Here is a 13,158-nt window from a genome sequence, read left to right as displayed (position 1 = left end):
ATATCGGCTCCTCCTTCGTCTATCCGCCCGAAGACCGATCGGCCGACCGAGGCTCTGTGAGTTCAGAAAGCCGTGCCTACGCGGACGCCCGTGGTGATCGGTGTCGCCGCGGCGGCGAAGACGGCGAGGACTTTCTTGATCTCGGTGAACGGCGCGTTCGAGACGTAGATCATGTCGCGGTTGCGCATGCGGAACGCTTGCGTGAGGAACAGGCTGTTGGGATCGCGCATGTCGAACCGGTAGACCACCGGCACCAGCGGCGTGCCGAGGAGCGGGCTTCCCGGCCTCAGACGACGCACGACCGCTGCCGGCTCGAACCGGAACAGGAACGTGCCGGTGGGATCGGCGTCGGCATCGCTCTGGCCGCGCGCCTTGGCCAGGGCCTGGGCCAGGGTGATGCCCTCGGCCTGGAACGGAATCTCGTTGGACACGCCGAGGGCGCCGATGGCGAGGAAGGTCTGCGGGTCGCGCACCAGGGTCAGGTTGTCATTGGGGCGCAGGTAGATGTTTTCCTTCGGGTTCGACACCACCGTGGTCAGCGGCACCGTCGCGGTTGTGCCGCTGCGAGACAGGCGCACGAAGGTCTCGTTGACCGGAGATTTCACGCCACCGGCGCCGGCGATGACGTCGAGGATGCGGTCGCCCTGGGCGCCGAGGGGGACGCGGGCACCGCCGATGGATTCGCCGCCCACGGTGACCGATTGCGAGATCGCCCGGGTCACGGTGACGATGACCTGCGGCTGGATCGCCTTGCCGGCGAGTTCGGTCTCGATCAGCGACTGGACGTCCTGGGCACGCCGTCCCGCGACCTTGATGCGCCCGGCATAGGGCACCGAGATCGCGCCGTCGCGCGAAACGACCTGCTCGGGGAGCTGTGCCGCCTTCGAGCCCGCCGACATCGAATTGACGGTGAGCGGGCCGGAATAGAGACCGCCCGATCCCGCCTCGAACACCGAGACCGCCACCGCGTCGCCGATGCCGATGACCGGCTCGGCCGGCATCCGCCGATCGCCGAAAGAGGAGAGCAGGCTGTCGAGGGGACGTCCGCGCATGGCCTCGACCACGGCGGAATTCACTTCGATGAACTCGTAGCGGGCGAAGGTGCCCTCGCTCGTCGCCTGATCCGCGCCGCCCACGACGGAGGAGGTCGAGGGGCCGGCGGCCGGCAGGAAGGCGTTGCAGCCGGACACTGAGACGGCGATGGCGACGGCCAGCGTGGCTTTGGGAAACATCGAACTCTCCTCGGACCCGCCCCCACGACGAGTGTCTTGTCGGATCACGTCTCGGGTCGGCAGATACGCACCGCCCTTCGGGCGCCGGTCTCGGTCACCGGCCGGTCCGCCCGGCGCGAAGCCGATCGGCACGGATGGACCACCCGTCCTAGCGCGAAATCTCTGCGATCGTTTTAACGATCGCTCTCCTATCGCATCGTCGGAACGATGCGCCCGTTCGTCCCGGTCACGTTCGTGTCATGACCCTGGGACTGCGATACCCGATCCGGCTCTCTTCTGACGAGTGCCCGGCGACGACAGTCCTGAGAAATCGGCCGAGGGCATCGGCGGTGATGTCCGCGCGCTCGGGCCTCGACCGGGGGGCGCCGAAGCGGAAGACCGCGTAATCCGTGGCCGTCTCACCGAATCCCGGCCGGCAGTTCGGCAGGGACGGGGCGTGGTCGCCATAGACGCAGAGGATCGCGTCGCGCCCTTCCAGGCCGGCGACGAGGGCTTCGACGGCGCGGCCGGTATGGGCGACGTGATGGAGATACTGGGCCAGCGGATCGGCGATCCCGTCGAGCCGGCCGGGCTTCCACGGGCCATGGTTCTCCATCGTGACTGCGAAGACGAGGACCGGCCCGGCCGCCGCCTCGACCTCGGCGAGGATCCGCTCCGCCAGGTGTTCGTCGCCGATATAGGGACCGATGCGGGGAGCACCGGCGAAATCCTCCTCCATCACCAGGCGGTCGAAGCCCAGTCGTTGCATCACCGCGGCGCGGTGGAAGAAGTCGCGATGGAAGGGATGCACGAACAGGGTCGCGTATCCGGACGCCCGCGCCAGCCGGGCGAGGCTCGCCGGCTCGTCGCCCCCGCCGCTGAGATAGGGATCGTAGCACCCGAAGCCGAGGCTCTCCGGCGCGCGTCCCGTCAGCACGGCGTGCTCGGTCCGCATGGTGTAGGCGCCGTGAGCCGGGACACCCAGCCGGCCGTGGCGCAGGGCACGGGTGCGGATCGTCTCCATCAGCGGCAGGGCCGGCCCGTCGAGGCGGGTCGGATCGACGAAGGATTCGAGCTGGACGACGACCACGACCGGCGCCGGATCTGTCTTCCCGCCGTCCGCTCCGTCGGTCTCCGGGGACGGCTCGGTCCTCCAGCGCAGGGTGTAGGCGACGATCGTCGCCGGCAGCCCGTAGCGGGCGCAATCCGCGTCGAGGTCGGGGCGCGGAAACCAGGCTGCGAGCCGGCGCGCCGGCGTTCCGGAGCGCAGGGACGCGGCCAGTCCGGCGAGGAGGCAGGGCAGTCCGATGAGCGCCACCAGGGCGACGCTCGGTTCCTCGGGCAGCGCGGCGGGCTCCAGCCAATACCACAGGGCGACGAGGGCGAGGCTCGCCGCGATGGGAACGGCCATGCGCGGGTCGGTGAGGGGGCGCGTGTAGTAGAGATCGGGATGGCGCGGCACCTGCCTCAGCAGGGCGAAATCGCTGAACACCAGAGGCTCGCCGATCACCGCGTGTTTCAGCCGGCTGACGACGACGAGGATCGCCACGGTGAGGAGGCACGAGAAGGCGGCGAGCCAGGGACGCCACGAGAAGCAGAACCAGAAGGCGGTGAGCAGCGCGTAGCCCGCGAGGCGCAGGGCGATCTCGCCGGGGCGTCGTCCGACCGGCCGGTCTCCCGCGCCGTCCCATGCCTCGATGGCGAAGGAGCCGAGGAGCGCCAGCGCCAGGGCGGCGAGGAGCGTCATCGCTCGTCCCGCCCGATCCCGCGTCGCGCCCGGACCACGCGGACGATCGGGTTCAGCACGGCGTAGCGCAGGCGCATGGCGATCTGCGCCCCGCGGCCGAGGGCCAGCCGCGACGGCGGTGCGGCCTCGCGGCTCTCGCTCAGGCGGTCGAGGAGCTGCTCGGCCGTGCAGGGCTTCATGGCGACGGGGTCGAGATAGAGCGGGTAGACCAGCAGCGCCCCGGCCACGAGCTCGTCGAGGGCGAGGCGCCTGCCCCGGTCGGCGCCGGGTGCGAGGTCTTCGGTCAAGCCCCAGCCGGCGTAGAAGGGGCGCCCATGAACCGCCACGGTCAAACCGCGGATCAGGGCCTCGAACCCCGCCAGCGAGGTCATCGTCTCCACGTGATGCGCCCGGTCGAGGAGATCGACGATGGAGAGGCCGGCGACGATCCGGTCGGCCAGCGCCAGGGCGTCGGCCTGCGGGATGGCGCCGGGGCGGAAGCCGGCCTCCACATCGGGATGAGGCTTGTAGAGGAGGAAGGCCTTCGGGTTGCGGGCCCGGGCGGCGCGCAGGAGCTCGAGATTCGAGCGGACATGCGGCGAGCCGTGCCGCACCGAGGCATCGTCCTCCACCTGGCCCGGCACCAGCACGATGCGCCGGTCGTCGGGCCAGTCCGACGCATCGCCGGCCAGGCCGACATTGTATTTCGTCAGGCGCCGCTCGACCACGAGACGGCGCAGGGCCGCCGCCCGCGCGATGGTCTCCGGCGGGACGATCTCGGTCTTCAGAATCCGCGCGAGGCGATTCTCGCTGCGCGGATCGTAATAGATGCCGCTATCGTCTACGACGATGGAGGCGCCCGGCTGCAGGCTCGCTCCGAGGCCGACCGAACGCAGGAACCCGTCCTCGATCCGCGCCAGGGGGATGCCGTGTTCCGCGCAGAGCGAGGGCAGCCGCTCGGGCATCCGCGTCGCCCAGGCGAGGATGCGGGCATTGCGGGACCTCGCCTGGGCGACCGCATCCTCCGCATCCATGGCGTGGAAAGGCGCGCCCGCCGGGCCGGTGACGAAGACGTCGAGGGCCGGCCGCTTCCAGCGCGAGATCCCGACGAGCACGGTGGGGCGTGCGTTGTCACGGAACCGGCTTTCGAGCCATGCCACCTTGTCCCGGCACGCGTCGAACGGGATCGGCCGGCGCGTCCACGGATCGAAGGTGTGGATTCCCCCCGTCCCCCCGAACGGGATACCGTCGAGGGCGAGGCGCAGGCTGGACAGGCCGTTTCCGGGCGAATCGTAGGGGCTGACGAGGGGGCCCGGAGCGACGGTGAGGATCTGGCGGCCGGCGAGGCGCAGGCCCGATGCCACCGGGCCGCCGCGCTCCCAGACCACGCCGGTCGCCCCCTTCGCCCAGACCCGGCCGAAGACGAGGCCGGTGGCGGATTCGATCTGCCCCCGCAGCGCACGGATGGTCCGGCACGTGGCCAGCAGCCTCCGCGGCGGATTCGTCGCTGCGCGTGGAGAGAACGGCGAAGGGCGGGACACGTGCTGGGGCGAATCCGGTTCGGGGTGGGCGCAGCCATACGACGATCCGCTGCGTCAGGCGATTCGATCCCGCCGGGCCCGGGCCGCTCCCGGCTCGGTCCCGTCGCACCTCGCCGCGCCAGCTTGTGGATTCTGTGGATATGCCTTGTTGCAGACACATCACGCCGCCAGAAATTCCGCCTGACAGGGCGATCCGAGCAATTGCCGCGCTGCACCATCCGTGCGATCACGGTGGGACGTGCCCATTCGAAACGCCCGGTTCGGGCGCAGGAGCAAGCACTTTCGTATGCTGCCGACACGCGTCGACCCTACACGCGAGAGGCCCGCGACGTTCCTGTTCCTGCAGGGCATCGCCTCGCCCTTCTTCGCTGATCTCGGCCGGGCGCTGCTCAAGCGCGGCCATCAGGTCCGGCGTATCAACTTCTCCTCGGGCGACTGGCTGTTCTGGCGCCTCGCCTCGGACAATTACCGCGGCCCGCGCGATGGCTGGGACGCCTACATCGCCGGCTACATCGTCGAGCACGGTGTGACGGACATCATCCTGTTCGGGGATTGCAGGCCCTATCACGTGGCGGCGCGCGAGGCGGCACGGCCCCTCGGCATCCGGGTCCACGTCTTCGAGGAGGGCTACCTGCGGCCGAACTGGGTCACCTGCGAGCTCGGCGGCGTCAACGGGCATTCCTCGCTGCCGCGGGATCCCGACGAGATCCGCGCCATCGCCCGCCGCCTGCCTCGCGCCGGACGTGCGATGCCGGCCAGCGGCGACATGGCCCGGCGCAGTCTCTGGGATGTGGCCTACAACGTCGCCAATATCGGGTTCCCCTACTTCTTCCCGCATTTCCGCAGCCATCGGCCGATCCATGTCCTGGCCGAGTATGTCGGCTGGATCAGGAAGTTCGCCAGCCGGAGCCGCACGCGGCGGCAGGCCCAGGAACTCAACGAGATCTATCTGGAGCGCGAGGCGGAGTACTTCCTGCTGCCGCTTCAGCTCGACAGCGACTACCAGATCCGCATCCACTCGCCCTTCCTCGGGGTCGAGGGGTTCATGGACCGTGTGATCGCCTCCTTCGCCGTGCACGCCTCCGCCACGGCCCGGCTGCTGATCAAGCTTCACCCCCTCGACAGCGGATTGGTCAACTGGCGCAAGCACGCCCGCAACTCCGCCCGTCGCCACGGGGTGGACGCGCGGCTCGATTTCATCGACGGCGGCGACCTGCCGAACCTCATCGCCGGCAGCCGGGGCGTCGTGCTCGTGAACAGCACCGTCGGGATGCTGTCGCTCGAACTCGGTCGCCCGACCCTGGCGGCCGGCGAGGCGATCTACAATCTCCCGGGCCTCACCCATCAGGGCGGACTCGACACGTTCTGGATGCGGCCGGAAACTCCGGACGCTCAGCTCGTGGCGGATTTCCGCCGGGTCGTCCTGCACCGGACCCAGGTGAATGGCGGCTTCTTCTCGCGCCCGTCGATCGACCGGGCGGTGGCGGGCAGCGTCCTGCGCCTGGAAGCCAGCCTCCCCGCGCATGCCCTGGCCGCGGCCCAGGCGGTTCGCCAGCGCACGACGACGGCACCGGAACTCGCGCCGGTCTACTGACACGGCGGCCCGCTCGGTTCCCTCCGGGCGGGCCGATGGTCTAGAACCGGCGCCATGCCCGTCATCCTCATCACCGGCGCTTCGAGCGGAATCGGTGCCGCCCTCGCCCGGCACTACGCCGCGCCCGGCACGCACCTCGTCCTCAATGCGCGCGGCCTCGACAGGCTCGATGCGGTCGCCGCCGAATGCCGCGCCAAGGGTGCGTCCGTCGCCACGCGCTCCCTCGACGTGCGCGACAGGCCGGCCGTCGCCGCGTGGATGCGAGAAACGGACGCGGCCTCGCCCCTCGATCTCGTCATCGTCAATGCCGGCATCAATGGCGGGCATCCCGGCGGGGAGGTGGAGACCGAGGCGATGGCGTTCGAGACCGTGGACGTCAATCTCAACGGCGCGCTCAACGTCGCCCTCCCTTGCGTCACCCTCATGCTCGCGCGCGGACGCGGCCAGATCGCGCTTATCTCCTCGCTCGCGGCCTTCGCGCCGCTGCCCGACGCGCCGGCCTATAGCGGCACCAAGGCGGCCCTCCTCGCCCACGGATTGGCCTTGCGCGCCAAACTCGGGCCCCGCGGCGTCAGGATGAACGTGGTGACGCCCGGCTACGTGAAGACGACCATGGGCGGGGATTACGAGGGCTGGCGCCCGATGGAGATGAGTGCCGAGGAGGCGGCTCTCCGCATCGCGCGCGGCCTCGCCCGCGACCTCGACATCATCGCCTTTCCCGAGCCCCTCGCCTCTCTCGCACGCGGATCGGCCCTGCTGCCGGAAGGCCTGCGTCGGCGGAGCATGCGCGGCTTCCGGTTCAAGGTCGGGCGCAGCCGGCGATGACGCGCCCGCGCATCGCGCTGTTCGTCCTCGAGGCGCTGCCGAACGCCCGGGCCGTGCGCAGGTTCGTAGAGGACCACGCCGACGACATCGCCTTCGTCGGATTGTCCAATGCCGAACGGCCGAATTCCGGCGGCCTCACCGGTCAGGTCCGACGTCACCTCGCCCGCTCCGGCCCGGCCTTCCTGCCCTATCTCGCGGTGAATTTCGGCCTGCCGGACCTCCTGGCGCCCGCATCGGGGATGTTGCGGCGCCTGACCGGGGCGCGGGACGAGACAGCGGCGACGCCGCTCAAGGCCCTGTGCCGGGCGCGCGGGATACCGACCCTGCGTGTCGACGACGTGAACGGGCCGGAGGTGGCCCGAGCCTTCGCGATCCATGCCCCGGATCTCGTCCTCGCCTTCCATTTCGACCAGATCTTCTCGGCCGCGACCCTGGCGCTGGCGCCGCTCGGGGGGCTCAATCTCCATCCCGGAATGCTGCCGCGCCATCGCGGGCCGGTGCCGACGATCCACGCGCTGGCGGAGGAGGTTCCCGATTTCGGCGTCACGATCCATCGCCTGACCGCCGCCATCGACAAGGGTGCGATCCTCGCCCAGGAGGCGCCGGACCTGCCGGTCGGCATCACGGCCACCGGTGCCGCGATCCTGCTGCACGAGCGCGGGCGCATCCTGCTCGACCGGGTGCTCGGCGCTCTCGCATCGGGCACCCTCGGCGAAGGGATGGTGCCGGAGCCCCTGCCCTATTGTCCCTTCCCCGACCGGGTCCTGCTGGCCGGCCTCGCGCGCCGAGGACGAAAGCTCGTCGACGGAGCCGACCTGCGCGCCGCACTGGGGCTGAACGCGACCGTCTGAGCGCGAACCGGACGGAGCCCCGGCGGCGCTCTTCAGAGGGTGACGCGATCGACGCATGCCCGCCGCAATCCGATCCGCTCGGCCGGGACGGTCCGGTATGCGATGCGTGGACGCGGCGTCGCATCGGCGATCTGCTCCGCGCTGGCATCGGTGGGGACGACGCGCCGGAAACGGACAAGGCCCGATCCTGAGGACCGGGCCTTGTCGTTCTCGCAGATACGGCCGAAGCGCGATCCGCTTCGGCGCTCGGAGACCTCAGAGGCCGCCGAACTTGTAGTTGAAGCCGGCCTTGATGAGATTGCCCTCGGTGCTGAAGCGCGAGGTGTAGGAGCCGGTGGAGGGAGCGCCGAGGCCGGTGTTGTTCACCAGCACGTTGCGGCTGCCGAGGTCGTAATGCAGGTACTCGGCCTTCAGCGTGATGGCGCTGGCGCCGATGAAGCTGCCGATGAAGTTGAAGCGGTTGAGGAAGCTGTCGGTGGGGATCGCCCATTCGACGCCGCCGCCATAGGCGTAGCCGGTCTCCATGTCGTTGTAGCGGCCGGCATAGGCCAGGGCGCCGGCGCCGTTGAAGAAGTTGGCGCCGTAATTGACGTTACCGTAGGCGAAGCCACCGGTGCCGTAGACGAGGACCGTATCGAAGGCGTAGCCGACGCGGCCCTGGACGGTGCCAAGATAGTCGAGGCGCTGGCGCAGGTTGGCGGGGTTGAGGGGGCCGCCGACGGTGCTGCTGGGGCCGAAATAGGCGTAGCTCTTGCTGATGTCGGTCCAGGTCACGTCGGCGTTGAGGCCGACCACGAAGCCCGAGCCGGGGGTGAACTGATAGTTGTAGCCGACGCCGCCGCCGACATTGCCGATGCCGTCCTGCTCGGAGCGGAAGGTGCCCGGGCGACGGTTCGCGGTAACGTTGTCACGCGTGTTGAGTTCGTTGCCGGTGGTGCGGATCGTCTGGTTGTCGCTCCAGGCGTAGGAGCTGTGCGTGCCGAGGTAGAAGCCGGTCCAGGTGAAGACCGGGACGGGAACGAAGACCGGCGGGGCGGCGCGGCGCGGAAGATCCGCGGCCGAGGCGGCACCGGCGAGGAGGATCGAGGCGGTGCCGGCGAGAAGAAGCTTCGCGATCATGATGGGATTGTCCGTAGGAGCTGACCTTGCGGTCAAACTAGCTCCTCCATGGCGGCCCAGCTATGACCGGCGAGCCACACCCTGGCGTAGAAATGGGCACAGACCGACCATCACCTGAGATTCGGCGCGCGTCGTCCGAGATGATGTCATCGGCAGGCCGCTATGGCCAAGCTATCGTACCAGCACTCGCCGTCGATCGACTTTCCCTCGACGCTACGCTCATCGACGACACCGCACGTGTCCCGACGAGCATCCCGCTTCATCGCAGGATCGGGAAGGCAAATCCGATGCCGTTTTCCCCGAGATGGGATGCGGCATCGCCTGTTCTCGCCGGTGATCCGGGCCGGATCCCCTCCGCTGCGGGAGGGGGCCGGCCCTCTTTCACCGCGTCAGCGCGAGAACTTCTTGTACTTGATCTTCTTCGGCATCAGCGAGTCGGCGCCGAGGCGGCGCTTCTTGTCCTCCTCGTAATCCGAGAAGTTGCCCTCGAACCATTCCACGTGGCTCTCGCCCTCGAAGGCGAGGATGTGGGTGGCGATGCGGTTCAGGAACCAGCGATCGTGGCTGATGATGACGGCGCAGCCGGCGTAATCCTCCAGCGCCTCTTCGAGCGCCCGCAGGGTCTCCATGTCGAGGTCGTTGGTGGGCTCGTCCAGCAGCAGCACGTTGGCGCCGCCCTTCAGCGTGCGGGCGAGATGGACGCGGTTGCGCTCACCGCCCGACAGGGTGCCGACCTTCTTCTGCTGGTCGGAGCCCTTGAAGGCGAAGGCGGCGCAATAGGCGCGGGAATTGATCTCGCGCTTGTTGAAATAGATGATGTCGTTGCCGCCCGAGACCTCCTGCCAGACTGTGGCACCGGGATCGAGGGCGTCGCGCGACTGATCGACGTAGCCGAGATGCACGGTCTCGCCGACGGAGATGGTGCCGCCGTCGGGCTTCTCCGACCCGGTGATCATCTTGAACAGGGTGGTCTTGCCGGCGCCGTTGGGGCCGATGACGCCGACGATGCCGCCGGGCGGCAGCTTGAACGACAGGTCCTCGATCAGCAGGCGGTCGCCGAAGGCCTTGTTGAGGTGGTCGAACTCGATGACGTTGTTGCCGAGCCGCTCGTCGATGGGGATGACGATCTGGGCCGAGGCGTCGATCTTGTCGTTCTGCTTGGCCACCAGCTCGTCGTAGCGGGTGATGCGGGCCTTCGACTTGGACTGGCGGGCCTTGGGCGAGGCCGAGATCCATTCCTGCTCGCGGTTGATCGCGCGCTGGCGGGCCATGTCCTCGCGGCCTTCCTGGGCGAGGCGCTTCTGCTTCTGGACGAGCCAGGCCGAGTAATTGCCCTCGTAGGGGTAACCGCGGGTCCGATCGAGCTCGAGAATCCAGCCGGTGACGTTGTCGAGGAAGTAGCGATCGTGGGTCACGATCAGGATCGCGCCGGGATATTGTTTCAGATGGCCTTCGAGCCAGTTCACCGTCTCGGCGTCGAGGTGGTTGGTGGGCTCGTCGAGGAGGAGCAGTTCCGGCTCCCAGAGCAGCAGCTTGCACAGCGCCACGCGGCGGCGCTCGCCGCCCGACAGGGTCGCCACCGGCTGATCGTCGCTGGGGCAGCCGAGGGCCTCCATGGCCTGATCGACCTTCGAATCGAGCTCCCAGAGGTCCTTGGCCTCGATCTGATCCTGGAGGGCGGTCATCTCGTCCGCCGTCTCCTCGGAATAGTTCATGGCGAGCTCGTTGTAGCGGTCGAGGAGCGCCTGCTTCTCGGCCACGCCCTCCATCACGTTCTCGCGCACCGACTTGTTCGGATCGAGCTGCGGCTCCTGCGGCAGGTAGCCGACCCGCGCGCCCTGCGCGACGAAGCCCTCGCCGGTCCATTCCGTGTCGATGCCGGCCATGATCTTGAGCAGGGTCGACTTGCCCGAGCCGTTGATGCCGAGCACGCCGATCTTGGCGTCCGGGTAGAACGACAGGTTGACGTTGTCCAAGATCTTCTTGCCGCCGGTATAGGTCTTGGTGAGACCCTTCATGTGGTAGATGAATTCGCGCGCCATGAGCGTCCGGTATCCTTGACTGTTGCTGGGCGGCTTGGCGCGTGGGCGCTGGATCGGCCGCCGGAAATGGCGTGGGTGGGGCTCGCCGCGGAGGTCGCGCGCCATGAAAAGCGGCGCGCGTTGCTCCGGTCCGCCCGGGCCGTCCCGCGTGCGGCGGCGTCGGATGGCGGCGAGCCGTCCTCGAAACCGCACCGCGTGAGACGAGGGCTGGAAGTACCAGGGCGGCGGGTCAGCGGCAAGAACGGGTATGCAAGAACGGGTATGCCGGAGAGAGCGCAAATCCGCCCTTCTGCGCGGCCTCGGGCCGGGGCCAGGGCCGGGACGGTCTACGCGAAGGGGTTCTCGACCTTCCTCGTATTCGATGCCGTCTGCGGCGCCTCGTCGGGCAGGTCGGCCGCTTCGAGGGCCGCCACAATGGTCTCCGCGACGGCCTTGAGTCTGCGGGCCCGCTCCAGTCCCGCTCTGTCGCGGGTCAGGTCCAGGCTGCCATGGATGGCGATCGACGCCGCCCCGTTCTCCAGCGACAGGCCGCCGATGGTCTCCACGGCGGCCTCGTCCGCGAAGGGTGTGAAGGCCGCGGGCGCCGCGCCCGTCTCGATCGTTTGTGTCACATCCGCCTCCCCTCTCGCCCGCTCTCTCAGAAGATCGATCTCAGCACGTCGCGGAGCAGGCGTCGCGCCATCCGGTGCAGCGTGGCGATCGCCCATTCCTCGAAGCTCGGCTCTTCGCGGGCACGCCCCTTCGGCCGCCCGCCGGCGCTGTCGCCCCGGGAATAGGCGCGCGGCTCGGGCAGGTCCATCACCGTGGCGGTGACGCCCGGGAAGACGTCGATCCCCGAGACCGTCGTCAATTCGCCGAGCGGGACCGACCGCCATTCCGCATCGGCCCGGTTGGCCACGAGATAGGCCGCCGCCTCGCCGCGCGCCGGATCGTAGACCGCCTTGAACAGGGAGGTCGGTACCAGGACGCGCCCGTCCAGGGAGTCGATGGCGCTGCCCGCATAGATCGTCCCGGTGACGACGAAGAGGTGCCCCCTCGCCACGGCGAGGCGACGGACGCTCTCCTCGATCGCCGCCCACAGGCCCCGGTTCAGGGCGCGATCCTGGGGTACGACGTTGGCGAGGCTGAACGATTCGGCCTGCGCCGCGCCGCTCGGCATGTCGCCGGCCGGCGCCATGTGGCCGCGGTCGAACCCGCTGCGGACGTAATCGTCCAGCCTGGCGCGTGCGGTCTCCGGCAGGCGCTCCTCCTCGTGGAAGGAATCCGTCCGGTCGATGGTCCGTGCCCTGGCGATGCTCGCCCGCGTCAGCGATTCCGATGCGTAGACCGGGGTCCGCGACACGCCCGAATGCAGCACCGCGAAGGCCTCGTAGCAGAGGCTCGTCGTGTCTCGGGCGAGCTTGAGGTTGACGAGCACAGGTGCCTGTCCGCGGGCGAACAGGGCGGGACAGGCGACACCCGCGAGGCCCTCGGCCGGGAGGGCGACGAGGCCGGCCAGAAGGCATGCCGCCGCCGAGGCCCCTCTGCGCTGCCGCATCGCCCGTCTCAATAGCAGACCCGGACCTTGCGCGTGCCCGACGGGGTCGGCCTCCAGCGATAGGCGCAGGGTCGGCCGAGCGTCCCCTCGAAGGGGTGGACCCGGCGGTCCGGCTGCTGCGAGGAGCCGGGGTTTTGGCACCCATCCAGCCGGTCGCAGGGCAGCCTGAACTCGAAGACCGGCGCCGGCACGGAGGCGCCGGCTGGAATCACGGACCCTGCCAGCGGGGAAGCCATCGATCGTTCCGGACAAAGCGTCACACTGGCCGCGAGAGCCAGCCACACCAGCGCAGGCATGTGGAAAAAGCGGTCCATAGGGGCTCCCGGCGAAGTCGTCGATGACGGAAAAACCGTTCTTCGACATTGATCGATCGGCCACAAATCCTTAACTCGGTCGGCCGTCCCGAGGCTCGAAAGCTTGGGACGCGGCCTGCAGACTTGCTATGTCGGCGTGGTATTGACCGATGGTGGCGTTATAATGCGCAGCGGTCATGGCGGCCGCGTCGCGCGAAAGGCCGCCGAAGCCGAGATCGTCGGCGTCCCTGCCCGAAGCCGATAGCGGCAGGCGGGGCGTTCTGTCGATCGGATATCCGATTCAAAGAAGTGAGTGGGCCATTGTCACGGATAGAAACCTCGATCCTCGACGGGCTTGACGAACCGTCATCGCTTCGTCTGCTTCCCGAGAGCGCGCTTCAGGGTGTTGCGGACGCCGT

11 protein-coding genes are annotated in these 13,158 nt (G+C 69.1%); 3 read left to right on the top strand and 8 right to left on the bottom strand.

Annotated features, from left to right (window positions below):
• Positions 1-62 precede the first annotated feature (62 nt).
• The 3 genes from ACFQ4G_RS18550 to ACFQ4G_RS18540 form a co-directional block, all read right to left on the bottom strand.
• Positions 63-1,232 carry a polysaccharide biosynthesis/export family protein gene (locus ACFQ4G_RS18550; protein WP_238208134.1) on the bottom strand — a complete coding sequence of 390 codons (1,170 nt, stop codon included), beginning with the start codon at positions 1,230-1,232 and terminating at the stop codon, positions 63-65.
• Positions 1,233-1,458: 226 nt separating this feature from the next.
• Entirely contained in the window at positions 1,459-2,958 is a 1,500-nt protein-coding gene (locus ACFQ4G_RS18545) for an LTA synthase family protein (RefSeq protein ID WP_238208132.1), read from the bottom strand.
• The gene (locus ACFQ4G_RS18540) at positions 2,955-4,478 is read right to left on the bottom strand and encodes a capsular polysaccharide export protein, LipB/KpsS family (protein ID WP_379040798.1); all 1,524 of its coding nucleotides are present in this window, start codon (positions 4,476-4,478) and stop codon (positions 2,955-2,957) included. The genes ACFQ4G_RS18545 and ACFQ4G_RS18540 overlap by 4 nt, the downstream gene beginning before the upstream one ends.
• 286 nt (positions 4,479-4,764) lie before the next feature.
• On the opposite strand from ACFQ4G_RS18540, the gene ACFQ4G_RS18535 reads away from it, so the two are divergent.
• From ACFQ4G_RS18535 to ACFQ4G_RS18525, 3 genes are read left to right on the top strand one after another with little or no spacing between them, the layout of a single operon-like run.
• The gene (locus ACFQ4G_RS18535) at positions 4,765-6,072 is read left to right on the top strand and encodes a capsule biosynthesis protein (protein ID WP_238208130.1); all 1,308 of its coding nucleotides are present in this window, start codon (positions 4,765-4,767) and stop codon (positions 6,070-6,072) included.
• A gap of 54 nt (positions 6,073-6,126) precedes the next feature.
• Positions 6,127-6,897 carry an SDR family NAD(P)-dependent oxidoreductase gene (locus tag ACFQ4G_RS18530; RefSeq protein WP_238208128.1) on the top strand — a complete coding sequence of 257 codons (771 nt, stop codon included), beginning with the start codon at positions 6,127-6,129 and terminating at the stop codon, positions 6,895-6,897.
• Complete coding sequence (locus tag ACFQ4G_RS18525; protein ID WP_238208127.1) at positions 6,894-7,748, top strand: formyltransferase family protein; 855 nt, start codon at positions 6,894-6,896, stop codon at positions 7,746-7,748. Before ACFQ4G_RS18530 ends, ACFQ4G_RS18525 begins: the two co-directional genes overlap by 4 nt.
• A gap of 255 nt (positions 7,749-8,003) precedes the next feature.
• Here ACFQ4G_RS18525 and ACFQ4G_RS18520 read toward each other — a convergent pair whose 3' ends face one another.
• The 5 genes from ACFQ4G_RS18520 to ACFQ4G_RS18500 all read right to left on the bottom strand — a co-directional run bounded on the left by ACFQ4G_RS18520 (position 8,004) and on the right by ACFQ4G_RS18500 (position 12,682).
• A complete protein-coding gene (locus ACFQ4G_RS18520; RefSeq protein WP_238208126.1) occupies positions 8,004-8,867 on the bottom strand; it encodes an outer membrane protein in 864 nt (287 codons plus the stop codon).
• A 389-nt stretch (positions 8,868-9,256) separates the two neighbouring features.
• Entirely contained in the window at positions 9,257-10,909 is a 1,653-nt protein-coding gene (gene ettA, locus ACFQ4G_RS18515; RefSeq protein WP_238208125.1) for an energy-dependent translational throttle protein EttA, read from the bottom strand.
• Between the two features lie 326 nt (positions 10,910-11,235).
• Positions 11,236-11,520, bottom strand: coding sequence for a hypothetical protein (locus tag ACFQ4G_RS18510; protein ID WP_238208124.1), 285 nt, complete (start codon positions 11,518-11,520; stop codon positions 11,236-11,238).
• 26 nt (positions 11,521-11,546) lie between these two features.
• A complete protein-coding gene (locus tag ACFQ4G_RS18505; protein WP_238208123.1) occupies positions 11,547-12,446 on the bottom strand; it encodes a DNA/RNA non-specific endonuclease in 900 nt (299 codons plus the stop codon).
• An 8-nt stretch (positions 12,447-12,454) separates the two neighbouring features.
• A complete protein-coding gene (locus ACFQ4G_RS18500) occupies positions 12,455-12,682 on the bottom strand; it encodes a hypothetical protein (protein WP_238208122.1) in 228 nt (75 codons plus the stop codon).
• Positions 12,683-13,158: the final 476 nt, after the last annotated feature.

The organism is Methylobacterium marchantiae, assembly GCF_042679825.1.
GTDB lineage: Bacteria > Pseudomonadota > Alphaproteobacteria > Rhizobiales > Beijerinckiaceae > Methylobacterium > Methylobacterium marchantiae.
Note: the sequence above shows the minus strand (reverse complement) of the source record. Positions and strands in the feature narration are given on the sequence as shown.

Excerpts from the sequence above, each read along its gene's own strand:
- ACFQ4G_RS18550 (WP_238208134.1), bottom strand. The coding sequence starts at position 1,232 with ATGTTTCCCAAAGCCACGCTGGCCGTCGCCATCGCCGTCTCAGTGTCC.
- ACFQ4G_RS18545 (WP_238208132.1), bottom strand. The coding sequence starts at position 2,958 with ATGACGCTCCTCGCCGCCCTGGCGCTGGCGCTCCTCGGCTCCTTCGCC.
- ACFQ4G_RS18535 (WP_238208130.1), top strand. The coding sequence starts at position 4,765 with ATGCTGCCGACACGCGTCGACCCTACACGCGAGAGGCCCGCGACGTTC.
- ACFQ4G_RS18530 (WP_238208128.1), top strand. The coding sequence starts at position 6,127 with ATGCCCGTCATCCTCATCACCGGCGCTTCGAGCGGAATCGGTGCCGCC.
- ACFQ4G_RS18525 (WP_238208127.1), top strand. The coding sequence starts at position 6,894 with ATGACGCGCCCGCGCATCGCGCTGTTCGTCCTCGAGGCGCTGCCGAAC.
- ACFQ4G_RS18520 (WP_238208126.1), bottom strand. The coding sequence starts at position 8,867 with ATGATCGCGAAGCTTCTTCTCGCCGGCACCGCCTCGATCCTCCTCGCC.
- ettA (WP_238208125.1), bottom strand. The coding sequence starts at position 10,909 with ATGGCGCGCGAATTCATCTACCACATGAAGGGTCTCACCAAGACCTAT.
- ACFQ4G_RS18505 (WP_238208123.1), bottom strand. The coding sequence starts at position 12,446 with ATGCGGCAGCGCAGAGGGGCCTCGGCGGCGGCATGCCTTCTGGCCGGC.
- ACFQ4G_RS18500 (WP_238208122.1), bottom strand. The coding sequence starts at position 12,682 with ATGGCTTCCCCGCTGGCAGGGTCCGTGATTCCAGCCGGCGCCTCCGTG.